This window comes from Paenarthrobacter sp. NPDC090517 (genome assembly GCF_044769165.1).
GTDB lineage: Bacteria > Actinomycetota > Actinomycetes > Actinomycetales > Micrococcaceae > Arthrobacter.
Genome location: NZ_JBIVXN010000005.1, coordinates 167,038 through 189,256 on the forward strand (window position 1 = coordinate 167,038; position 22,219 = coordinate 189,256).

A 22,219-nucleotide genomic window follows, 5' to 3' on the forward strand; every position below is an offset into this window, starting at 1 on the left:
CCGTTAGTTGGCGGCGGTGAAGCGGGCGCGGCGGTGCGCCGGGCTCTCGATCTCGTCCAGCATGGCTACTGCGTAGTCCTGCGTGGAGATGCTGTTGCCGGCCGGTGAATCCTTGGCAACCGTGTATTCACCGGTGCGCTCACCCGGCTGGATGACGGGAGCGGGAGCCAGGACGGTCCAGTCGATGGTCTCCGGGGTCTGCTTCACGGCTTCGAAGGCCTTGGCTGCGGTGGTGGCCTCTGCCTTGTAGGCCTCGGGGAAGTCGGGGGAATCGAGCAGGCGGACGCCGTCGATCTCCAAGGTGCCGGCACCGCCGACGATCATGAGGCGGGTTCCCTCGGCATTGCTGTAGGCGGAAGCCATCGCGTCGAGCCACTCGCCGTGGTCGCCGCCGGTGCGGCTGGGGCCCGTAGCCAGCACAACGACGTCGTGATCCTTGGCGATGGTGACGAAGGCCTGGGCGTCAGCCAGATCAGCTGCCTGGGCAGCGGCACCGGGAACCTCTGCACCTTTGCGGGAGATGGCTGTGACCTCATGGCCGCGGGTGATGGATTCGTTGACGATCTGGCTGCCGACCATACCGGTTGCGCCGTAGACTGCGATTTTCATAGCTCTCCTTGAGGTTGGTATCCTTACAACAGCCTCAAAGGTATCCAGTGGATACTGATAGCTTCAAAGGAACCTAGTTACCTTAGGGATACCGACACCACATGGACAATACCGAACTCCCCGGAAACATCCTGGACCCCAACTGTCCTTCGCGGGTGGTCTTCCAACGCATCGGCGATAAATGGGCCTCGTTGGTGATTCAAGTGCTCGGTGACGGGCCGGTCCGCTTTTCGGAACTGCGGAAAATGGTGAACGTAGTTACTCCCAAGGTCCTGACGCAAACACTGCGCGCCTTGGAACGCGACGGCCTCATTACGCGAACCGTCTACGCCCAGGTACCGCCACGGGTGGAGTATGAGCTGACAGCCTTGGGCGAGTCCCTGCTGCAGCCGCTCACCATGTTGCGCCACTGGGCCGAGAGTCATGTTCCCACCATTCTGGAAGCCCGTGATGCCTACGACGAAGCGCAGGACGAAGCTCTCCTCGGCTCCCCCAACTGAGTCGCAGTTCAGGTCGTTCTGAACGCTGGGAACGACCTGAACTGTCACCTAGTTGGGTAGCGCGGACGGGGCCAAGGCGCGGCTGATCCGTCCGTCACGCATTGTGGTGACGGCGTCGGTGAGGGGCAGGAATTCGGTGTCATGAGTGACCATGACAGTGGCCGTCCGGAATTCATCGGTGACCTGCCGGAGTAGCCGGACAATCGACTCACTGCGTTCGTGGTCGAGCGCGGCCGTTGGTTCATCGACGAGAAGAACGGTGGGGCTGCCCATGAGCGCCCTCGCGATGTTCACCCTTTGACGTTGGCCACCGGACAGTTGGTGTGGCCTCTTATGCGCCGCCGCGGACAGCCCGACGACGCTCAGTAGTTCCGCCGCCTTCTCCCGATCGTCGCGCACGGGCTTTCCTCGCAGATGTTCACGGATCAGCAACTGCTCGACGGCGGTCAGCGACGGGAGCAGGTTGGGTTGTTGGAAGATGATGCCTACCTTGTCCCGTCGGAGGGCTGTGCGTTCGGCCTTCGAAAGGCCGGACACAGCCTGTCCGTCGATGATGACCTGTCCCGCAGTAGGTTCAACCAGAGTCGCGGCGACGGCCAGCAGTGAGGACTTGCCGGATCCGGAAGGACCCACAAGGGAGAGGAACTCACCCCTACGAACGCTGAGGTCGACGGCGTCCAATGCCTTAAGTGTGGAGCCCCCATCAGGGTATTCGAGCGAGACGTTGTTCAGATAAAGTGACGTTTTCACGGTATATGCCTTTCAGGGAATTCTTAGTTGCCGCCGAGGGCAAGCAGTGGATCGACTTTGGTGACGTTTCTGACGGCCAGGACAGCCCCTGCCAAACCGAGGAGGACGATCCCTACGATGGGAACCAGCGTGGTCATAGGCGTGATCAGGAAGGGCGCCGCTTGAGCCGCGAAGAATCCGCCGGCCAGGCCAAACAGGCCGCCCACCCCGGCACCGATCAGCAGGACCAGGGCTGCCTGGGCAAGAGCATCCCGCAGGACATAACCCGAGGAAGCTCCCAAGGCTTTGAGGACGGCGATGTCACGCGTGCGTTGCACGGTCCATACGGTCAGGAAGGCGACGATCACCAAGGCTGAGATCCCGTAGAGGAATGCCTGCATGAGCATGAGTGATCCGTTCTCACTCTTATAAGAGGCCAAGGCTTGGAAGGAACCCGCGGGGTCCATACTGACCGTGCCAGCCGCTCTGTTGGCGGCGTCGAGGTCCAAGGAACGTCCGCCGTCGAAAGTTACGGCGAGAACAGTCGCAGTGCCAGGGGCCGCATGCGTGATTGTCCGCCAAGTGTCGAGCGTCGTCCAGACCACTACGGTGTGGGAGTACCACTGGTCCTCCACAACCTCGGCCACGGTGAGGTCCGCCCCACCCACACGGACCAGGCTGCCGGCCTCCAGCGTCAGTTCCTTGGCCAGTGTTTCGCCAATGACCACCGTCCCGTCCTCCACAGCTGCCGGTGCCACGGCCCCGCCAAAGACGGCGATGTTCGCTGTACCGCTTGGTGCGCCTCCGGCTCCCAGTGACTGGACGCGCGTTTGGCCGATTCCGAGAGCATGGGCCGAAGTAACGCCTGGCTGTTCCCTCCAGGTCTCCAGCTGCGCGGAGGAAACTTCCGATTCTGTGTACGACGCCTTTGGCGCGCCGCCAACAGGTGCGCCAAAAACGATCTGCTGAACGGGCAGGGCCCCAATGGCCGACGTCGATTGGTTACCCAAGCCCGCCGTCAACCCGGAAAGCATGACGAGGAGCAGGGTGATCAGGGCGACGACGCTGGCCATGAGCGCAAAACGGCCCTTGGCGAAGCGGATGTCGCGGATGGCAAGAAACATCGGATTCCTTCGATTCAAAGCGGGCTTGGTCCCGTCAACATCAACTCTTCCGGTGACGCATCGAAGTGACATCGGGAACCGGATGGATTGGCTGGCATCGTGGGGTTGAGCTGACGATCAATCGAATGGTTGATTCCGGCTTCAGGGCGCGGAAACGCAGGTTCGGCGAGGAATGTCGGGGATACGCTGGGATGCATGCAGTCTCCCGCTGGCGCCGCCACAATCCTCCGTGTGCTGCGGGTGAGCCTGCATGTCGGTTTCGCGGTTCTGTTGCTGGTGGCCGTTGTCCGCTTGCTGACCGGAATGGGAACCAGCGGGGCGCCGTCGGCTCTGGCAGTGGCCGCTGGGCTGGGGCTTTCGGCCATCCTGGCACTGGTGTACCTCAGTGGCACGCTACTGGAGAAGCGTTATGCAAGTGACCCGACGCGCTTCAATCCCACACCCTACGCGCGGTGGTGGCTGGGCGCGGTGATGCTCGCTTGGCTGCTGCTGCTCCTGGTCAGCAGCGACTTCGCATGGGTGGCCTTCCCTCTGTTTTTCCTGCAGTTGCACCTGCTTCCCCGGCGTTTGGCACTCCCTGCGATTGCGGTGAGCACGGCTCTTCTGGTGGGCACTTTGTGGTTCCACAGCCGGGGGGCATCCGACGGCGGCCCCCAGCTGGCTATGATCCTGGGACCGGTTCTCGGGGCCGTCTTCGCGGTGGTCACAGGGCTGGCCTACCGTGCCTTGTTCCTCGAAGCCGAAAACCAGCGCACTGTTGCTGACGAGCTTCGCAGAACACGCGCAGAACTTGCGCGAACCCAGCACGACGCCGGCACGCTGGCTGAGCGTGAACGGCTGGCCCGGGAAATCCACGACACCCTGGCCCAAGGCTTCTCAAGCATCGTCCTGATGGGCAGGTCCGCGGAGAAAGCATTGGACGATGGCGACACCACCGCTGCAAAGGAGCGGTTGCGGACGGTACAGGATACGGCATCTGCCAATCTGGCCGAGGCGCGCAGCTTTGTTCGCGGTTTGCGTTCGCCTGATCTTGCGGAGTCGGGACTCGTGGACTCCCTCAGCCGACTCTGTGGGAAAACGGAAACCGAGGCCGCTGCACGGGGGTCCGCGTTGCGCTGCCGCTTCGAGCTGGTGGGGACGCCTACGGAACTGCCGAACACGTACCAGACCACTCTGCTCCGGGCCGCCCAGGCTTCCCTCGCGAACGTGTGGGCGCACGCCCACGCACGCACCGCCGTCGTGACCCTGTCCTTCCTCGGCCATGAGGTGACCTTGGATGTTTTCGACGACGGCGTTGGTTTCGAACCGTCGACGGCGGCGGGTACAGCGCGTGGCGATGGGACCGGCGTCGGACTACAGAGCTTGCGGGAACGGCTGGCCGCGCTGGACGGCCGCTTGGAGATTGAGTCGGCACCCGGTGAAGGGACAGTGGTTGCGATACGAGTGCCGCTGCCGGGAGATGAAGGTGCTGCATGAGTGATATCCGTGTCTTGCTGGTGGACGACCACCCGGTGGTTCGGGCGGGGCTGCGGTCAATGCTCGCCGACTTTCCGGGTGTCACGGTGGTGGCCGAAGCGGCGAATGGTGACGCTGCCCTGGTGGAACTCAGCAGGCTGCAGACCCTTGGCGAGCCCGTGGACCTGGTGCTCATGGATCTGCAAATGGGCAGTGGCATGGACGGCGTGACGGCTACGAAAAAGATCAAGGCAGGCGAGGCCGGGACTCCCCCGCCACCGGTGCTGATTCTGACGACTTACGACACCGACGCCGACATCCTCGCCGCAGTGGAGGCCGGTGCCAGCGGCTACATGTTGAAGGACGCCCCGCCGGATCAGGTCCGCCAGGCTGTGTTGTCCGCAGCTGCCGGGCAAACCGCACTGGCACCCGAAGTTGCGGCGCGGCTCATGGGCCGCATCAGAAACCCTTCGCCGGCGTTGAGCTCCCGGGAAGTCCAGCTGTTGGAGCTTTTGGCGACGGGTATGAGCAACCGTGCCATTGCCAAGCAACTCTTCATTTCCGAGGCCACGGTGAAGACGCACTTGGTGCACATCTACTCGAAGCTTGGTGTCGACAACCGAACGGCGGCCATTGCCGTTGCGACTCAGCGGCGGATCATCCGCGGGCGCTAACTCTCGCCCAACTGGGTCGCAGTTGGGTAAGGGGTGCCAGGTTTACGTGAGCTCCTTGGCCCGGCTTCGTCCGTCTGCTGGCCGGGACAAGAAACTGTCAGGGGAACCGGGCATAATGTCGCAAATGGGGAAATTGAAAAAACATCGTCTTGTCCTTGGTCTCGTATCACTGGTGATGGCTGGTTCATTGACCGCCTGCGATGACGGCCGCGCCGGTGCGGAAGGAGCAGCCAAGCAGCTGGCCTCCTCTTTGGCCGCGCTCGACGTCGGCCAGCTCGCCGTTGAAGGCAAGGACGCTGCCGCGGCCAACGATCAACTCAAGGCCGTGTTCGAAGGACTCGGTGCCAAGCCGGAGGTTGCGTCCGGTGACGTCAAGCTCGACGGCGACATCGCCACTTTTCCCCTTAACTACAGCTGGAACATCGGCTCGGCAAAGTGGGAGTACAGTTCCGAGGCCACGCTGAAGAAGTCCGGCGACAAGTGGGCTGTCCAATGGACCCCCGCACTCCTGGCTCCGGAACTCTCCGAGGGTGAAACCCTGTCGGTCAAAACCGTCCCCGCCCAACGCGGTCAGATCCTCGGTGCCGGCGATGCTCCGATCGTTGAGGACCGTCCCGTCTTCCGCGTGGGCATCGACAAAACCAAGGTTCCGGCAGAGCAAGCCGACGCCTCTGCCCGTGCCATGGCGGCGCTGCTGGGGCTGGACGCTGAAGAGTACGCCAAGCAGGTTGCCGCTTCAGGCCCGCAGGCTTTCGTCGAGGGCATCGTACTGCGCGCCTACACGGCGGAAATCACCGAAGCCAAAATCGAGGCCATTCCGGGTGGTTCGAGCATTCTGGACTCCATGGCTCTGGCTCCCACCCGGACCTTTGCCCGTGCCTTGTTGGGCAGCGTTGGCCAAGCCAGTGCCGAACAGATTGAAAACTCCAACGGTGCACTGCGTGCCGGCGACACCACGGGTACCGGCGGCCTGCAGCAGAAGTACGACTCATTACTGCGAGGCAAAGACGGCGTGGAAGTTCTTGCCACGTCCGAGGAGAAGTCTGAAGGCGAGACGCCCGAAACCAAGGTGTTCTTCTCGTCTCTCCCGTCCCCCGGCACTACGCTCAAAACCACCCTTGACCTGAAACTCCAGCAGCTGGCCGAAGAGACACTGGCCGGTGTTGGGCCGGCATCCGCGATTGTTGCCCTGAAGCCGTCCACCGGAGCTGTGCTAGCTGCTGCGTCGGGACCCGGCAGTAACGGGTACAACACGGCTTTGCTTGGTCAGTATGCGCCAGGTTCCACGTTCAAGATCGTCGATTCCCTGGCCATGTTCCGGAATGGCGCCACACCGGACTCGAAGGTTGAGTGCCCCTCAACGCTGACTGTGGACGGCCGCACGTTCAAAAATGCCGAAGGCTATCCGGAAAGCTCCCTTGGTTCGGTGACCCTGAGGGACGCATTCGCACACTCCTGCAACACTGCCTTCATCAACGCCCGTGATGCCGTCAGCCAGGACCAGCTCGAATCCGCGGCCCAGGCCCTTGGCATAGCGGTTGAAGCTCCCAAGCTTGGCGCTGACGCGTTTCTGGGTTCGGTTCCTGGCGCTGCCGAAGGTACTGAGCATGCTGCTTCCATGATTGGCCAAGGCAAGGTGCTCTTTTCCCCGCTGTCGGCCGCGGTCATGGCTGCTTCCGTCGCCAACGGCGTGCCCGTTTCTCCTCAGCTGGTGTTGAACCCCGACGCCGCCCAGAACCCCAGCGCCAGTGCCACGCCCACCGAAAGTGGCACCGCATCGCCGTCGTCCGCTTCAGCAAGCGCCGTTCCCGTATCACCGGCGTCCACCAAGCCGATCACCAAGGAAGAAGCCGCTGCGCTCTCAGACATGATGAGGGCCGTGGTGACCTCCGGACACGCTGGATTCCTTGCAGAAGTCCCCGGGACGCCAGTAGGCGCCAAGACCGGTACCGCAGAGTTTGGCAACGACAACCCGCCCAAGACGCATGCGTGGATCGTCGCAACGCATGGAGATCTGGCAGTTGCCGTATTCGTGGAAGAAGGCGGTCTGGGTGCCACCACCAGCGGTCCCCTGCTGAAGTCCTTCCTTACTGCGGCGGGCTGACCCCACTTGTGTGTGGGGTCGTCCGCACCTTCCAGAGCAACAGGGCCGTTCGTGGGATAGGCCAGAGAAGGGCCAAAGCCAGGACCGGCACCAGGAAAAATCCGACGTCGGGAAATTGGCGGACGATGACGGTCAGGTTCGTTTCAAACCTGCCGGGTGCATAAACGAAGCACAACCATAGTGCGAACGCATCCAAGACAAGCGCGCTGAACACCAAGGTGAGTGGCTTCCACATCCGGGGTGATGTGCGGCCCCGGAGCAGGATGGAAAGTGCCAGCCACAAACTGAGCAACTCCGCGAGCAGCAATGCCAGTGCGACGGCCCAGCTGTAGCGCTGCAGCCAGTCCTCTTGCACAACCGTGGGCGCTGGGGGATGTCCGTGAAGGATCCGCAGGATATTGGTATCCACGGCCTTCAGTCGTGAGGGTGCAGAGGTGTCATTGGCGTTCATAACCAACGCGACACCAATTCCGGAAGCAGGAATCATTGCAAGGTACGTGTGCGAGTTGCCCCACTCGCCCTGATGTTCCAGCAGCAGCGGCAATTCCCGGTCAGGTGGCTGCCTGGAAGGATCTGTTGACTCCACAAGTGGACGGGTGAACCACGCCATGCCGTACCCCTTGGAGCCGTCCACCTGCACGCGGGACTCAAACATCGCGTTCACGCTGTTCGGCTGGAGGATGCGGGCGTCGCCGTACCGCCCTTGGCCCAGCAGTGCCCTGAGCTCGTGACCCAAGTCCTCGGCGGAGGCGTACATGGTGGTGGACGGCATGCCTGTGGCTGGCGCAGGCGCATCTGTCGGACGCCACAACGAGCCAAACCACAGCGAATACCCGGCGGCCACATTGTCAGCGCGGGCAGCACTCTGTGTCGGGTGGCTGTGGATCATGTCCAAGGGTTCGAAGACGTGCTGCCTCACGTAATCGCCGAAAGGCTGGCCTGAGACCGTTTGGACCAGGAGGCCCAGAATGTTGTAGTTTGCGTTGGCATACCCGAATGCTTCGCCAGGCGACCTGGCCAGAGGGGCGTCGGATAGTGCACGGACACCTTCTTCCAAGGCTTCGGGACCTTGGGTGTCGCTGCCTTCAAACGCCGTACCCGCTGAAGCCATTCCGCTGGTTTGGTGTAGCAGGTGGCGGACTGTGATCGCGGACGCGCGGCTGTCCTTCAACCCAAACCACGGCAAGTACGTCTGAATAGGCTCATCCAACTCCAGCCTGCCCGCCTCAACCTGCTGCATCACGGCAATTGCTGTGAGTGACTTGGTGGTGGACGCCAGGAGCACCGGCGTCTGAGCGGTCATGGGCCTTCCCGAGTCGTCGGCGCGGCCAAACGCAGCCGAATGCACTTGGACACCGTGCTGGACAACCACGATGGCGGCACCAGGAACCCCCAGCGTCTCAAGCTGATCCTGGAGGAAGGTGTCCAAGGCCCCATAGGCCGATCCGGTGATGTCTGCATCCGCTGCCGGGATTGTGGCTTTGCCGGCTGCCGGCGGGCCAAGGCCTCCCAGAAGAGTGGCGGCCAGCAAGCAAGCGAGAAAGCTTCGCGATGACCGGGAACCTATTTGCATGCCATCACCTGCCCTGGGCTGATTGTCTCTTCACGGTAGCGCTACGCGGCGGAGGGGGACAGAAGAAAACCATGCACCGCCAGCAGGACGTAACTCCCCTCGCGTACCAAAAGTCGGGTATCGCCGTCGGGCACTATTACGGCGCCGTGGGAGTATTGAAACGTGGCCCATATTGACGTTTCCGGCATCGACTACTTCCTCTCCGACGGCACCCAGCTGCTCAACGGGGTGACTTTCAAGGTCCCCGATGGCACCAAGACGGCGCTCATCGGACCCAATGGAACGGGCAAGACCACCCTGTTCAAGATCATTTCCGGCGATCTCACTCCCGACGAAGGTGTGGTGGGCCGTTCCGGAAACATGGGCATCATGCGGCAGTTCGTTGGTCAGGTCCGTGACGAATCGACCGTCCGGGACCTCCTGGTTTCCACGGCACAAGCCGGCCTCGCCGCTGCTGCGAAGGCCGTGGAGGACGCCGAGCTCGCCATGATGGAGCACGATGACGAGCCCACGCAGATGAAGTACGCGCAGGCGATCGTGGACTGGGGAGACGCCGGCGGGTACGACGTAGAGACCGTCTGGGACGAAGTCTGCATGGCAGCGCTTGGAATTTCCTTTGACAAGGCACAGTTCCGCCGAGCCTCCACGTTGTCCGGTGGTGAGCAGAAGCGCTTGGTGCTCGAAGCCCTGTTTGCGGGTCCGGATGAGCTCCTGCTGCTCGACGAGCCGGACAACTACCTGGACGTCCCCGGCAAACGTTGGCTGGAGGGGAAGCTCAACGAGTCCAAGAAAACCGTGCTGTTCATCAGCCACGACCGTGAGCTGCTTAACAACGCTGCTGGGCGCATCGTCACGCTTGAACCGGGCATCAACGGTGCCGGGGCGTGGATTCATGGCGGTGGCTTCGGATCCTACGTCGAGGCTCGCGCGGACCGTAACGCCCGCTTCGAGGAGCTTCGCAAGCGCTGGGACGAGGAGCACATCAAGCTCAAGGAACTCGTGAACATGTACAAGAACAAGGCTGCCTTCCGCTCTGACATGGCCAACCGGTACCAAGCAGCGCAAACCCGCTTGGCCAAGTTCCTCGAAGCCGGGCCGCCCGAAGCCTTGCCAATTGAGCAAAACGTCAAGATGCGCCTTAAGGGTGGGCGGACGGCCAAGCGTGCTGTGGTGGCCGAGAAGCTCGAACTGACGGGGCTCATGAAGCCGTTCTCCACCGAGATCTGGTTTGGCGATCGCGTTGGTGTGCTCGGATCCAACGGTTCAGGCAAGAGCCACTTCCTGCGGCTCCTTGCCACCGGTGGCACCGACCCGGAGCGCGAGCACCTGCCGGTGTCCGACGTCGTGATCGCCGAAGTGCCGCACGAGGGCACCGTGAAGCTTGGGGCCCGTATCCGGCCCGGCTTCTTTGCGCAGACACATGTTCGCCCGGATCTGTTGGGCCGCACATTGCTGGAGATCCTGCACCGTGGCGACGAACACCGCTCGGGCCTCCCCCGCGAGGCCGCGGCCGGAGCCTTGGACTCCTATGGGCTGGCTGGCCAGTCGGAGCAGAAGTACGAGTCCTTGTCCGGCGGCCAGCAGGCAAGGTTCCAGATCCTGCTCCTGCAACTCTCCGGCGCCACCCTGCTGCTGCTTGACGAGCCCACGGACAACCTGGACCTGCACTCGGGCGAGGCTCTGGAGCGGGCAATCGACGCTTTCGAAGGCACCGTCCTGGCAGTAACCCACGACCGCTGGTTCGCCAAGTCCTTCGACCGCTTCATGATCTTCGGCTCGGATGGCAAGGTCTACGAGTCCGAGGAACCTGTTTGGGACGAGAAGAGGGTAGAGCGGGCCCGCTGACCCCGGACGCTCTCTCACATTCCAGTGGTATTCCGCGAACGCTCTTGCACCTGCTGCGAGAGCGTTTCGCTTTAGGCCGTTCGATGTGAGAGAGCGTTTTTGAGCAAATGATCATGCCGGATGATTAACTGAGCAAACCTTGCTACGGTTGAAACATGGGAACAGCTGACCGCCACCGGCTCATTGGCGAGCTGTTGCGCACACGCGAAGAAGCCACGGTGGATGAACTCGTCCAAGCCACGGGAGCCTCCGGGGCTACCGTCCGACGGGACCTCGAAATCCTTGCAGCCAACGGCGTGCTGAAGCGCATCCACGGCGGTGCCCGCAGCTTGCTTGCCCGCGGAGACAACCCCGGCTACGGGCAGCGCGAATTGGAAGACCGGGAAGCCAAGGTCCGGATCGCGTCGGCGGTAGACCAGCTGATCAAGGACCGCGAGCACGTGTGGCTGGACAGTGGATCAACGGCGACGGAGATCGCACGGCGCCTGAGCACCCGGGGACTCACGGTCATGCCCATGTCCCTGCATGGTGTCGAGGCCCTGACAGGCAATAAGGGTGGCCACGCTCCGGAACTCATTCTGCCTGGTGGCCGACTCACCCCAGGGGAACAGTCGTTCAGGGGGCCCATGACTGAAGCCAACGTTCGCTCGCTGAGGTTCGACACCGCCGTCGTAACTCCGTGCGCACTGAACCTCAAGGACGGCCTGCTGGCCCACGACCTAGAGGACGCCGCCGTCAAGCGCGCAGGCCTGGAATCTGCAACGAGGGTGGTGGTGGCCGCCTCAAAAAGCAAATGGAATGCCAACGCGCTGGCGCTCGTTGCAGCCATGGACACCGTGGCCGTCATCGTGACAGACCAGGAACCATCCCCCGAAGATCTTGCCCGGCTCAACAAACTCTCCGTGGAAGTTGTGATTGCATGACCACCAACACCAGAAGCACCACCAACGTCAACGCCGCTGCGGTGGCGACGTTCCTGATCTTCGGCATGAACGGTTTGGTCTTCGCCAGCTGGGCTGCCCGCATCCCTGCCGTGACCGAGGCACTCAGCCTGACGTCCGGCCAGATGGGCACTCTGTTGCTGTGCACCGCGGTCGGGTCTTTGTTGGCGCTTCCATCAGCCGGATGGGTGGTGGGCACGATCGGTACAGCCAATACGGTCCGGGTGGCCGGGATCGTGGCGGGCGCTGCGGGAGCGGCCATAGCCTTCTCCCTGATGGCAGCCTCCGTGCCTGGTACGGCGGTTGCCCTATTCTTCTTCGGCATCGGTATCGGCCTATGGGATGTGGCCCAAAACATCGAGGGCGCGGACGTCGAGCACAGGCTTAAGCGCACCATCATGCCGCAGTTCCATGCTGCCTTCAGTGGGGGAGCGTTCCTGGGCGCGCTCATCGGCGCGGGTCTCTCCCAACTGGGTGTCGGGTTGCCGGAGCACTTGTTGGTCATCGCGGCCATCGCCGTCGTCTTGGCGCTGACGGTCCCCAAGTACTTCCTGCCGCATGAAGTGGAAGAAATTTACGACGGCGGCGTGCCGGGTGAGAAGGGCCCCGCGGCTTGGCGGGATGGCAGGACGTTGCTTATCGGCGTCGTGGTCCTGGGTGCCACGCTCACCGAAGGCGCAGGCAACGACTGGATCGCGAAGGCCGCTGTGGACGGGCTAGGCGCGTCGGAATCTACCGGCGCGTTGCTATTCGCTCTCTTCGTCCTGGCCATGACCGTGATGCGCTTCCTGGGCGGCAAGGCGATCGACAAGTTTGGAAGAGTGAACGTACTCCGGGCCAGCATGGCGGCAGCCGCATTGGGCTTGGCCTTGTTTGTGTTCGCCGGCAATGTGATCCTGGCCGGCGTTGGTGCAGCGCTCTGGGGCATCGGTGCGGCGTTGGCCTTCCCCATGGGAATGTCGGCTGCTGCGGACGATCCCAAGCATGCAGCTGCCCGCGTGTCAGTGGTTTCCACTATCGGCTACGTGGCGTTCCTGGCTGGTCCGCCACTCCTGGGCTACTTGGGCGACCACACCGGAATCCACCTGGCCTTGCTGGCCATCGGAGCGCCTATTTTGCTTGCCCTGCTGCTTGCCGGCGTTGCGAAGCCCTTGCCGCCCAAATAGTCTGTCCGTCCGCTTGAGCATTCTCTTTGATGCATGTATCGCGAAAACGCCACCACATCAGCAGGACAATGCCGGCGGCGAGACAGGCACCGCCCAGTACATCGCTTAACCAATGAGCCGAAAGATAGGTACGGCTGATCATCATGGCGATGACACCGACGCCCGCTATCAGTGCCATCCACCAACGTCCCATCAGTATGGAAAGCACCAGCAGGAAGGCAGTTGTCGCAGAGACATGCCCCGAGGGGTATGAACCTGTGTCAGATAAGACCCTGGCACCTTCCGGCCTGTCCCGACCCACCACAGCTTTGGCAAGCTGTGTCAGCGCCAGCACGGTGATGCCGCTCACGGCAGCGAAGACCGCAGCCCTGGGCCGCTGCCAAATGACGAGCGAAATCGCGAGCACCACATGGAAGGCCAGCATCCCCGCATAGCCGGCCCAGTTGAGGACCAGGTTCACGGCATCCCAGAAGGGTGAATGCAGGCTGAATGCGTAGGCCTGCCAGGTGGTGTCCACGCTGTTGAAAGCAGGCTCGCCTTGTCCGGCCATAATCAGCACCCCGGGAACTGCGAACGCACTCAGCAGGAGGACTCCGGGCGTGACCAACTGCCAGCTGGGAGGTTGACGCGGATGGAGAACACGAATCATTCATTCATGGTAGCTACGGCAGCTTGGCGGCACCGGCCCGCGTTAGTGTGGTGGGATGCGAGGCTTCTTGGGCAAAGGCCCCAAACGGGTTGCAAGGTTCGACCATTTCCTGGTCCGGGCTGTGTCGCGTCAGCCCCAAGGTGATCACGATGTGTTCTTCCGTGAACTCTCTGCTGCCGCCACCAAAGGCAAACTCTGGTTCGGTATCGCAGGGATCATGGCCACGTTCCCCGGAAAGCCCCGCAGGGCAGCCCTGCACGGCCTTCTCGCCCTGGGTGTTGCTTCAGGGGTTACCAATCTGGTTTTCAAAACGGCACTGCCCCGCACCCGTCCGCTGCCCGAGCATTTGCCCATCTTTCGTTTCGTGCACCCCCAGCCGATCAGTTCGTCCATGCCGTCAGGTCATTCCGCGTCTGCCGTGGCTTTTGCGGTAGGCGCCGGCATTGTCTCTCCGACTCTGGGCGCCTTGTTGGCTCCCATCGCTGCGGGTGTTGCTTACTCGCGTGTGCACACGGGTGCCCATTGGCCTTCAGATGTGGTGTTCGGTTCCGCTCTCGGCGCGGGAGCAGCACTCCTGACCCGCAAGTGGTGGCCAGCTAGGCCGCCCGAACCGACTCCCCGGCGGACCCCTGCGGAGGCGCCGGCAATTTCCGACGGCGAAGGGCTGGGTATCGCGGTCAACGTCCTGGGTGGTTCTTACTCACCGGAGACCGCCGAGTTGCTGAAAGTTATATTCCCCAAGGCTTATATACATGAAATAGCAGAAGGCGAAGATGTAGCTGCCGAGATCGAAGCAGTCGCAACCCGGCCAGGCACCGTTGCGCTCGGTGTCTGGGGCGGTGACGGAACGGTTGGCACAGCCGCGGCGGCCGCCGTCGAGCATTCACTGCCCCTCCTGGTGCTGCCCGGCGGAACCCTCAACCACTTTGCACGCGACCTTGGCACCAGCTCGATCGACGACGCGATCGACGCTGTGACCAAAGGACATGCTGCGTCCGTCGACCTGGGACACGTGGTGGTGCAGCGGGGCCTTCCTGAGACACCGGAAACCACGGAGTTGGCCATGCTGAACACCGCCAGCGTAGGCGTGTATCCCAACTTGGTGAGGCGGCGGGAGCGGCTCCAGCCTGCCATGGGTAAACCTCTGGCCGGCTTGGTGGCATCACTGCGTACGTTCGGCGTTAACTCCCCCACCACACTCCTGGTGGACGGGGTTAAGCACAAGCTTTGGATCCTCTACCTTGGCAGGGGCAGGTTTTATCCCAGCGACCACGCACCCCTTCGCAGGCCGGTGCTGGACGACGGTGTCTTCGATCTGCGCATGATCACTGCGGACGAGCCGTTCGCCCGGGCGCGACTGCTCTGGGCGGTAGTGACCGGCACCGTTGCCGCCTCCAAAGTCACCCACTTGACCGAGGCCACCACCATCACGGTAGAGGCTATGGGGCAACCATTGGTCCTGGCCGTTGACGGGGAGCCGAAGCCGGGGGTCCGCGGTGCCATGTTCACTGTGAAACCCCGCGAGCTCACCGTGTACTCGCCTCTGCCGGCGGACTGAGTTGGTCGCGAGGGTCATCCGCGAGGACTACCCTGACTGAACCCTGAATCATCCCTGAGACAGGCGATTTAGCGCCCCTCCGTGAGTAGCGTTGTAGGTACATTCAAAACTCACTTGCACACTCATGTGCTCCGAGGAGGGGAACGCTTCCATGATCGAAGCAAAAGGCCTGACCAAGGTCTACGGCGAGAAGACCGCCGTTGGCGGCGTCAATTTCACTGTCCAAGCCGGACGGGTGACGGGCTTCCTGGGCCCGAACGGTGCCGGCAAGTCAACCACGATGCGCATGATCATGGGACTGGACGCTCCTACGTCGGGCTCTGTAACCGTGAACGGTGAGCCCTTCGCCCAGCACAAGGCGCCGCTGCGCGAGATTGGTGCCCTTCTGGACGCCAAGGCTGTCCACACTAGCCGCACTGCTTACAACCACCTTCTTGCCATGGCGGCGACGCACAGCATCCCCAAGAGCCGGGTTCGTGAAGTCATCGAGATGACCGGCCTGGGCGACGTTGCCAAGAAGAAGGTCAAGGGATTCTCGCTCGGAATGGGTCAGCGCCTCGGCATTGCCGCCGCGCTGCTGGGTGATCCGCAGACCATCATCCTGGACGAGCCGGTCAACGGCCTCGATCCTGAAGGCGTGGTCTGGGTTCGCAACCTCGTCAAGTACCTTGCCTCGGAAGGACGCACTGTTTTCCTGTCCAGCCACCTCATGAGTGAGATGGCGCTGACGGCAGACCACCTGATTGTGATCGGTCGAGGCAGGATCATCGCCGACGCGCCCATCGCCGAAATCATCACCGGCAAGGGCCAAGCACGCACCCGAGTCCGCACTGATCAGCCGGAACGCCTCATGCAGCTCCTCGCCGGAACCGGTGTCTCCGTGGAGGTCCACGAACGCGAACTGCTGGAGGTTTCAGGGCTGGATCCCCGAGGCATCGCACGCACCGCCTTGGAGAACCAGGTCATGGTCTACGAGCTGACCCCGCTCCAGGCAAGCCTTGAAGAGGCTTACATGGAACTCACCAAGGACGAGGTCGAATACCACTCGCACATCACCACCGGGGCCTCGGTTCCCGCTCAGGTCGGAGGGAAATAAACATGAGCACCACTACCTTGGACCGCAAGTCCATCCGTAACTCCGTCGGTCCCGGACCGGCGTTCCACCGTGTACTCAACTCGGAATTCATCAAGTTCCGCACCTTGATGTCCACTCTGATCCTTCTGGCCTCCACGGCACTGGTCATGGTTGGCTTCGCAGCTCTCTCGGCCTGGGGAACAGGACAGTTTGCGGAGCAAGCCGCTGCCGATCCCGAAGTGGCAGCCGCCATGGCTGCCCAAGGCGGGGACCTGGCAGTCAGCATCCCTACGTCGGGTATCTCGTTCGCCCAGCTGATCCTCGGTTCCTTGGGCGTCCTGCTCATGAGCTCCGAGTTCACCACCGGCATGGCGCGCTCAACGTTTGCCGCCGTTCCCAAGAGGCTGTCGCCGTTCCTGGCCAAACTCATTGTGGTCATGGTCAGCGCCTTCCTGCTGACAGCAGTGTCCATCTACATCGCCGGCCTGGTGTCGCTACCTATCGTTGATACCTACGACCTCAAGCTGGATCTGGGAAGCTCACAGTCCATCAAGCTCCTCCTGGTCAACAGCCTCTACGTTGCAGCTGTGGCAGCCATTGGCATGGCCCTGGGAACAATCGTCCGCAACTCGGCCGGCGGCATCATGAGCCTGGTGGGACTCCTGTTCGTTGCACCTATTGCTTTCCAGCTCATTCCGGGCGACTTCTTCAAGGAAGCCAACAAGTACCTTCCCACCAGCACCATCACTCCGATGACCGCCGTCGAGCACGTCCCGGACACGCTGGAAGCGTGGCAGGCTGCGCTGGTCTTGGGCGCCTGGGTGGTTGTGCCGGTGGCCCTGGCCATGATCCTGCTCAAGAAGCGGGACGTCTAGGACGGGTTGCCGTCTAGGCTCAATCCATGACTGAAGTTTCGCAGCTGAAGGACGCGTCGGCCACTACGGCCGACGCGTCCTTCGCTGAAATCACCCAGCGCCGCAGGGGCAGGATCCGACGCTACTTCTACAAGCGCCCTCGGGCCATGGATGCCGTGGTGATCCTTTGCTACCTTCTGTTGGCGCTGCCCACCATCATTACCTCGATCATCGATGGCAAGTGGCTCGTGGTCGCAATCCTGCTGTTGATCGCCATCGCGTTGATCTTCAGGCGGCAATTTCCGCTTCAGGTGGTGCTCGCCGTCGCGCTTCTGGAAATCGCGGCCACCATCCTGAACCCGTGGGGCTCGAACGTTTCTGCGGGTCTTTGGTTTGCGCTCTATGCCGTGGCGTCCCTGAGGAAGCGTGCGCTGACGCTGGTGGTTTTCGCCGCAGCCAGCCTGCCGCTGAGCCTTCTCTACTTGTTCATGTGGACGAGCCCCAGCCAGATGGACAACTTGCAGGACGTCCCGGAGAACTTCCACCTCATCAACAACATCGCCACTGCGGCATCCATCATGCTGTCCAACCTCCTGGCGACTGGCATCGGCATCTCGGTACGTCAGCGCAGGGAGCATGAAGCGGAAATCGCGGCGTGGGCCGCGCGGACCACGCAGCTCGGCAAGGTCACCGAACGCAACAGGATCGCCCGCGAAATGCACGACGTCGTGGCCCACTCGCTGACAGTCATGATCAGCCTCTCAGACGGTGCCGCCGTGGTGGTCAAGAAGAATCCGGATCGAGCCGGTGAGGTCCTCGGCGAACTGTCCCGCACCGGAAGGGCCGCACTGGCCGATATGCGCAGGGTCCTCGGGGTTCTTCGGGATGATTCCGGGCGACCGGCACCGCTGACGCCCCTTGAGTCCGGCCAGAACCTGGCGAAACTCCTGGACGGTTTCCGCACCGCCGGATTGCCGCTGCACTATGCCCATTCGGGTCCGGGCCTCCCGGCCGACCCGGCTTTTGAACTGACCGTCTACAGGATCGTGCAGGAGTCGCTAACCAACGTCCTGCGGTACGGTCGGTCGCTGAGCCGCGTTGACGTGCACGTGGCCCGCGACGGCGATTTGGTCACCATTGACGTGCTCGACGACGGCCGCGGAACCCGCGAAGGCAGCAGCGAATCCGTGGGCAGCCTTGGGACCGGACAAGGCATTGCGGGAATGAATGAACGTGCCGGAATCTATGCTGGAATCGTTACTGCCGGCCCAGGGAAGAGGGGAGGCTGGGCAGTCCATGCCGAGCTCCGCTGGAACGGCGAAAAGGGGGAATCATGACCGAAGACAACATCAAAGTGCTGCTGGTGGACGATCAGCCACTGCTGCGAATGGGCTTTCGGCTCATTCTTGAAGGCCAGGAGGACTTCCACGTTGTGGGCGAGGCTTCCGATGGGATTGAGGCCGTGCGCCAGGTGGAGGTCCTGCAACCGGACGTCGTGCTGATGGACGTACGCATGCCCGGCATGGACGGCATTGAAGCCACGCGCCGGATCTCGGATTCAGGCTCCGATGCACGGGTCATCATCCTGACCACTTTCGACCTTGATGAGTACGCCTTCACCGGACTTCAGGCCGGGGCCTCCGCTTTCCTGCTCAAGGATGTAGCTCCCTCTGAGCTGGTCCACGCAGTGCGGCTGGTCGCCAGCGGCGATGCTGTGGTGGCGCCGCGTGTTACCCAACGGCTGCTGGAAACATACGTTCGCGGCGCCGTCGTGCCCGGTCATTCACCGGGTCCGCACCGCGATCCACTCTTGGACGAGCTCACGCCACGGGAGACGGAAATCCTCACCACTATCGCCGAGGGCCTCTCAAACGCTGAGATCGCCCACAAATTCTTCCTATCCGAGGCCACAGTCAAGACTCACGTCCGCCGGATACTGAGCAAGCTGCACCTCCGGGACCGGGTGCAGGTTGTGGTCTACGCCTACGAAACCGGGCTCGTGGTGCCGAGCAACCCGGACTACTGAGACTGAGCCTCGGAGGGATGTGCGTTATATACATTCATAAATGCATTTAACGCTCATCCTGCTCAATTCTGTGTTACCTTCGTCACTACAAGCGCTGCTTCGGCTCCCCCATCGAAAATTTCGGCGCACCGTTCGCACCTGTCACGTAACGGAGACAAGACATGGAATCTTCTACACCCCTGAAACTGGACTATCCGTCCGACGCCCTTCCGGATCCCGCGGAAACCGGCCTGCGCCGGTCAATGGGACCACGGCACCTGATCATGATCGCGATGGGAGGCGTCATCGGCTCAGGACTGTTCCTGAGCTCCGGTTACACGATCTCCCAAGCAGGCCCCCTGGGCGCGGTCATCGCCTACCTGGTGGGAGCTTTTGTGGTCTACCTGGTCATGGCCTGCCTCGGAGAGCTGGCCATTGCTTACCCGGTCTCCGGCGCCTTCCACATTTACGCTTCCCGTTCCATCGGTCCCGCAACCGGCTTCACCACAGCTTGGCTTTACTGGCTCTGCTGGGCCGTGGCAATCGGATCTGAGTTCACAGCCTCCGGACTGCTCATGCAGCGTTGGTTTCCAGACGTTGAGGTCTGGGTGTGGTGCCTCGTCTTCGCCGCGATGCTGTTCGGGTTCAACGCCTTTTCCTCCAAGTTCTTTGGAGAATCCGAATTCTGGTTCTCAATCGTCAAGGTGGGGGCCATCATTGCCCTGATCGTCTTCGGCGGGGCTGCCCTGTTCGGCTTCCACCCATTGTCGGAGTCCAACAACCACCCGTTCCTCTTGGAAAACTTCAACACCTCGGGTGGTCTGTTCCCCAACGGCTTTACTGGCGTCCTGGTTACTGCGCTGGCTGTCTTCTATGCCTTTTCCGGCTCGGAACTCATCGGCGTAGCGGCCGGGGAAACCAAGGATCCGGCCAAGAACATCCCCAAGGCCATGCGCAGCACAGTCATCCGCCTCCTGATCTTCTTTGTGGGCGCCATTGCAGTCATCGCGGCCACGGTGCCCTTCGACCAAGTGGGACTGGACGAGAGCCCCTTCGTGACGGTCTTTTCCTCCGTCGGTATCCCCTTCGCAGCGGACATCATGAACTTTGTCATCATTACTGCGCTTTTGTCCGCCGGGAACAGCGGCCTATTCTCGTGCGCACGCATGCTCTATTCGCTGGCAGATGAAGGGCATGCCCCCAAAGCCCTCAAGAGGCTGACTCGGCGTGGAATACCCCTCATTGCCCTTTCCGTCAGCATGGTGGGTGGGCTGGCGTCGCTGGTCAGCAGTGTGGCTGCACCGGAGACCGTCTACCTGGCCCTTGTTTCCATCGCAGGCTTCGCGGTGGTGGTTGTATGGATGTCCATAACCGCATCCCATTTCTTCCACCGCAGGGCTTTTGTCCGCAATGGTGGGCGCGTCGCGGATCTGGCTTACAAGGCACCTCTTTTCCCCTTGGTGCCTATCTTGGCCTTTACCCTCTGCCTGGTGTCCCTGGTGGGTATCGCTTTTGATCCTTCCCAGATTGCCGCCCTGTACTTCGGTGTTCCCTTTGTGGCTGCCTGCTACCTGTTCTTCCACTTCCGGTATGGCCGGAAGTCCGGGGCAAAGCGGCCTGCTTGATCTGACCCCTTCACCAAACTTCGCGGCCGGGCGGGTTGTCCGGCCGCGAAGCGTGTTTTGCTGGCAAGCCGCAATTCCCGGGCGCTAACGCCCGCGTGTGAGAATTGCGTGAACGCTTGGTGGAAGGAGCAGTTTCGTGGATGTGTCACCAGAAGCGTCGTCATTGGCGCAGGGCCTTCGACTTGTTCGCTTGGTAACGGACCGCGAGAAGCAGGGCCGCCAACTCCTGGGAGTGTCGCAGCTGGCGGCGGAGCTGGACATGGAGCAGAGCCGGGTGTCCCGATTGGCCCAGGAGCTGTGTGATCTGGGACTGCTCGAACGCGTAGACCGCGGTCCCTTTCGGACAGGACCGCGGTTCTTCAGTCTCGCTGCCGCCCTCAATACCGGGTGGGTTCTTCAGTCACGTGCTGAGCTGGAGGAGTTGGTGTCTGCTTTCGATTTGCGGGCCCGACTCTCGGTGCGCGACGGCGTAAGGGTTCTCTTGTTGCGTTCGTCCACTAATAACTCGGTGCTGGGTGGGTTCGCCAAGCCCGGCATGGTCACCCCGGTATGGTGCACGGGTTCGGGGCGGGCGTTGCTGTGGGATCACTCCGTCACTGAGTTGGAGTCCCTGCTCACCGAGGTCAATTTCATTGGCGTCGGAGGGCCGGCTGCAGCGCATTCGGCAGCGGAGGTGGCAGGACTCATGGAACGCGATCGACCCCAGGGGTTTGTACTGGCCGCCGAAGAGTTTGAACACGGAGTATGGGAGTTGGCGGTCCCTGTCCGTGAAACCGGAGGGCGGATTGCGGCGGCCCTCAGCGTCCTGGGAAGCCGGTCAAGCCTTGAGGCCGCCGCCCCGGAGATTGCCGCGGTTCTTCAGTCCGCTTCAGTGCGGCTGGGTGGCGGGGCTGAGCTCGCTCTTCAAGGTTGATTGAGGGGCGACACACGTCCGCTCACCTGGACCTCAAGCCAATCACGCCATGAACCGAGTGCTATGGCGAATGCCTCCAGTTGGGGTTCGATGCGTGATTTGGGCCCAACGATCTGGAGCGCTGCTGCAACGTCCCCCTTGAAGTCCCTGATCGGGGCGGCCAGTGAATAGAGTCCCGGCTCGGCTTCCTCATCAACAATCGAGTAGCCCCGGGTGCGCGCTTTGTTGAGCCGTTTCAGGAAGTCGTCGACGGATACCGGCGTGTTGGGCCCGTGCTTGACGAACTCCACGTCATCAAAGACCTTCCGTATCTCAGCGTCGTCGGCATCCCAAAGGAGTGCTTGGCCGGCGTCACTGCAATAGGCGGGGTAGGGGCGGCCAAGCCATGAGCCCACCAGATTGGCGCCGTCCGGAACTTGCTCGCCGATAGTAACCGTACTGTTTCCGCTGAGCACGCCCAGAAAGCAGGCCTCGTTTGTTTCGGATGCAAGGCCTTCCAACGCAGTGAGGCCGTCAGTCTTCAGCCGTTGCTCAGTTACCAATTGAGCGTCCGTCAGGATGGACCAGTCCAAGCTGTATTCTCGCTGGCCAGTACGCCTCAGGAAGCCTTCCTGCTGTGCGCCCTTAAGGCTCCGCGACACTTGACTACGGTCCCTGCCCAGGCGGGCTGCGATGTCAGCCACCGTGCCGCCGTCGAACCCCTCGGCATGACGTTCCCCCACTGCAAGGAGGGCCATCATTCCGCGGCCCATGCTGGAGGTCTTTGACATGGATCGATTCTAGCCACCCGGCTAAGGCATGGGTGTAAGTGACGGACAGG

At 62.2% G+C, this 22,219-nt stretch carries 20 protein-coding genes; 14 read left to right on the forward strand and 6 right to left on the reverse strand.

What is annotated here, in order from left to right; genetic code table 11:
* Positions 1-3: 3 nt before the first annotated feature.
* Entirely contained in the window at positions 4-609 is a 606-nt protein-coding gene (locus tag ACIQTW_RS16315; RefSeq protein WP_402938841.1) for an NAD(P)-dependent oxidoreductase, read from the reverse strand.
* A 101-nt stretch (positions 610-710) separates the two neighbouring features.
* On the opposite strand from ACIQTW_RS16315, the gene ACIQTW_RS16320 reads away from it, so the two are divergent.
* Positions 711-1,109 carry a winged helix-turn-helix transcriptional regulator gene (locus ACIQTW_RS16320; RefSeq protein ID WP_402938844.1) on the forward strand — a complete coding sequence of 133 codons (399 nt, stop codon included), beginning with the start codon at positions 711-713 and terminating at the stop codon, positions 1,107-1,109.
* A gap of 48 nt (positions 1,110-1,157) precedes the next feature.
* Here the strand turns inward: ACIQTW_RS16320 and ACIQTW_RS16325 are convergent, their stop codons facing one another.
* Together ACIQTW_RS16325 and ACIQTW_RS16330 are read right to left on the reverse strand one after the other, a co-directional pair.
* Positions 1,158-1,859: an ABC transporter ATP-binding protein gene (locus ACIQTW_RS16325; protein WP_402938847.1), complete on the reverse strand. Its 702-nt coding sequence runs from the start codon at positions 1,857-1,859 to the stop codon at positions 1,158-1,160.
* Positions 1,860-1,882: 23 nt separating this feature from the next.
* Positions 1,883-2,962, reverse strand: a complete 1,080-nt coding sequence (locus ACIQTW_RS16330; protein WP_402938850.1) for an ABC transporter permease — start codon at positions 2,960-2,962, stop codon at positions 1,883-1,885.
* Between the two features lie 195 nt (positions 2,963-3,157).
* Between ACIQTW_RS16330 and ACIQTW_RS16335 the strand changes: the two genes are divergently transcribed.
* The 3 genes from ACIQTW_RS16335 (at position 3,158) to ACIQTW_RS16345 (ending at position 7,195) form a co-directional block, all read left to right on the forward strand.
* The gene (locus tag ACIQTW_RS16335) at positions 3,158-4,438 is read left to right on the forward strand and encodes a sensor histidine kinase (protein ID WP_402938852.1); all 1,281 of its coding nucleotides are present in this window, start codon (positions 3,158-3,160) and stop codon (positions 4,436-4,438) included.
* On the forward strand, positions 4,435-5,091 hold the full coding sequence (locus tag ACIQTW_RS16340; RefSeq protein WP_402938855.1) for a response regulator: 657 nt from the start codon (positions 4,435-4,437) through the stop codon (positions 5,089-5,091). Before ACIQTW_RS16335 ends, ACIQTW_RS16340 begins: the two co-directional genes overlap by 4 nt.
* A gap of 124 nt (positions 5,092-5,215) precedes the next feature.
* Positions 5,216-7,195: a penicillin-binding transpeptidase domain-containing protein gene (locus ACIQTW_RS16345; RefSeq protein WP_402938858.1), complete on the forward strand. Its 1,980-nt coding sequence runs from the start codon at positions 5,216-5,218 to the stop codon at positions 7,193-7,195.
* Here ACIQTW_RS16345 and ACIQTW_RS16350 read toward each other — a convergent pair.
* The gene (locus ACIQTW_RS16350) at positions 7,179-8,768 is read right to left on the reverse strand and encodes a serine hydrolase domain-containing protein (protein ID WP_402938861.1); all 1,590 of its coding nucleotides are present in this window, start codon (positions 8,766-8,768) and stop codon (positions 7,179-7,181) included. The two genes, ACIQTW_RS16345 and ACIQTW_RS16350, sit on opposite strands and share 17 nt — an antisense overlap.
* A 162-nt stretch (positions 8,769-8,930) precedes the next feature.
* Between ACIQTW_RS16350 and ACIQTW_RS16355 the strand changes: the two genes are divergently transcribed.
* The 3 genes from ACIQTW_RS16355 (at position 8,931) to ACIQTW_RS16365 (ending at position 12,720) form a co-directional block, all read left to right on the forward strand.
* Entirely contained in the window at positions 8,931-10,613 is a 1,683-nt protein-coding gene (locus ACIQTW_RS16355; RefSeq protein WP_091464216.1) for an ABC-F family ATP-binding cassette domain-containing protein, read from the forward strand.
* 155 nt (positions 10,614-10,768) lie between these two features.
* Positions 10,769-11,536, forward strand: a complete 768-nt coding sequence (locus ACIQTW_RS16360) for a DeoR/GlpR family DNA-binding transcription regulator (RefSeq protein ID WP_402938863.1) — start codon at positions 10,769-10,771, stop codon at positions 11,534-11,536.
* On the forward strand, positions 11,533-12,720 hold the full coding sequence (locus ACIQTW_RS16365) for an MFS transporter (protein ID WP_402938866.1): 1,188 nt from the start codon (positions 11,533-11,535) through the stop codon (positions 12,718-12,720). Before ACIQTW_RS16360 ends, ACIQTW_RS16365 begins: the two co-directional genes overlap by 4 nt.
* Here ACIQTW_RS16365 and ACIQTW_RS16370 read toward each other — a convergent pair.
* Positions 12,665-13,369 (reverse strand): phosphatase PAP2 family protein, encoded by a 705-nt coding sequence (locus ACIQTW_RS16370; protein ID WP_402938874.1) that lies wholly within the window; start codon positions 13,367-13,369, stop codon positions 12,665-12,667. The two genes, ACIQTW_RS16365 and ACIQTW_RS16370, sit on opposite strands and share 56 nt — an antisense overlap.
* Before the next feature lie 55 nt (positions 13,370-13,424).
* On the opposite strand from ACIQTW_RS16370, the gene ACIQTW_RS16375 reads away from it, so the two are divergent.
* From ACIQTW_RS16375 to ACIQTW_RS16405, 7 genes are all read left to right on the forward strand, one after another.
* A complete protein-coding gene (locus ACIQTW_RS16375) occupies positions 13,425-14,927 on the forward strand; it encodes a bifunctional phosphatase PAP2/diacylglycerol kinase family protein (protein ID WP_402938895.1) in 1,503 nt (500 codons plus the stop codon).
* Between the two features lie 151 nt (positions 14,928-15,078).
* Positions 15,079-16,023: an ABC transporter ATP-binding protein gene (locus ACIQTW_RS16380; protein WP_091464204.1), complete on the forward strand. Its 945-nt coding sequence runs from the start codon at positions 15,079-15,081 to the stop codon at positions 16,021-16,023.
* A gap of 2 nt (positions 16,024-16,025) precedes the next feature.
* Positions 16,026-16,877, forward strand: a complete 852-nt coding sequence (locus ACIQTW_RS16385) for an ABC transporter permease (RefSeq protein ID WP_402938897.1) — start codon at positions 16,026-16,028, stop codon at positions 16,875-16,877.
* Positions 16,878-16,903: 26 nt separating this feature from the next.
* Positions 16,904-18,193, forward strand: a complete 1,290-nt coding sequence (locus ACIQTW_RS16390) for a sensor histidine kinase (RefSeq protein ID WP_402938899.1) — start codon at positions 16,904-16,906, stop codon at positions 18,191-18,193.
* Positions 18,190-18,882, forward strand: coding sequence for a response regulator (locus ACIQTW_RS16395; RefSeq protein WP_402938901.1), 693 nt, complete (start codon positions 18,190-18,192; stop codon positions 18,880-18,882). The genes ACIQTW_RS16390 and ACIQTW_RS16395 overlap by 4 nt, the downstream gene beginning before the upstream one ends.
* Before the next feature lie 161 nt (positions 18,883-19,043).
* The gene (locus tag ACIQTW_RS16400) at positions 19,044-20,486 is read left to right on the forward strand and encodes an amino acid permease (RefSeq protein WP_402938904.1); all 1,443 of its coding nucleotides are present in this window, start codon (positions 19,044-19,046) and stop codon (positions 20,484-20,486) included.
* A gap of 136 nt (positions 20,487-20,622) precedes the next feature.
* Positions 20,623-21,399, forward strand: coding sequence for an IclR family transcriptional regulator (locus ACIQTW_RS16405; protein ID WP_402938907.1), 777 nt, complete (start codon positions 20,623-20,625; stop codon positions 21,397-21,399).
* Here ACIQTW_RS16405 and ACIQTW_RS16410 read toward each other — a convergent pair.
* Positions 21,390-22,169, reverse strand: a complete 780-nt coding sequence (locus tag ACIQTW_RS16410) for an IclR family transcriptional regulator (protein ID WP_402938910.1) — start codon at positions 22,167-22,169, stop codon at positions 21,390-21,392. The genes ACIQTW_RS16405 and ACIQTW_RS16410 overlap by 10 nt on opposite strands.
* Positions 22,170-22,219 lie beyond the last annotated feature (50 nt).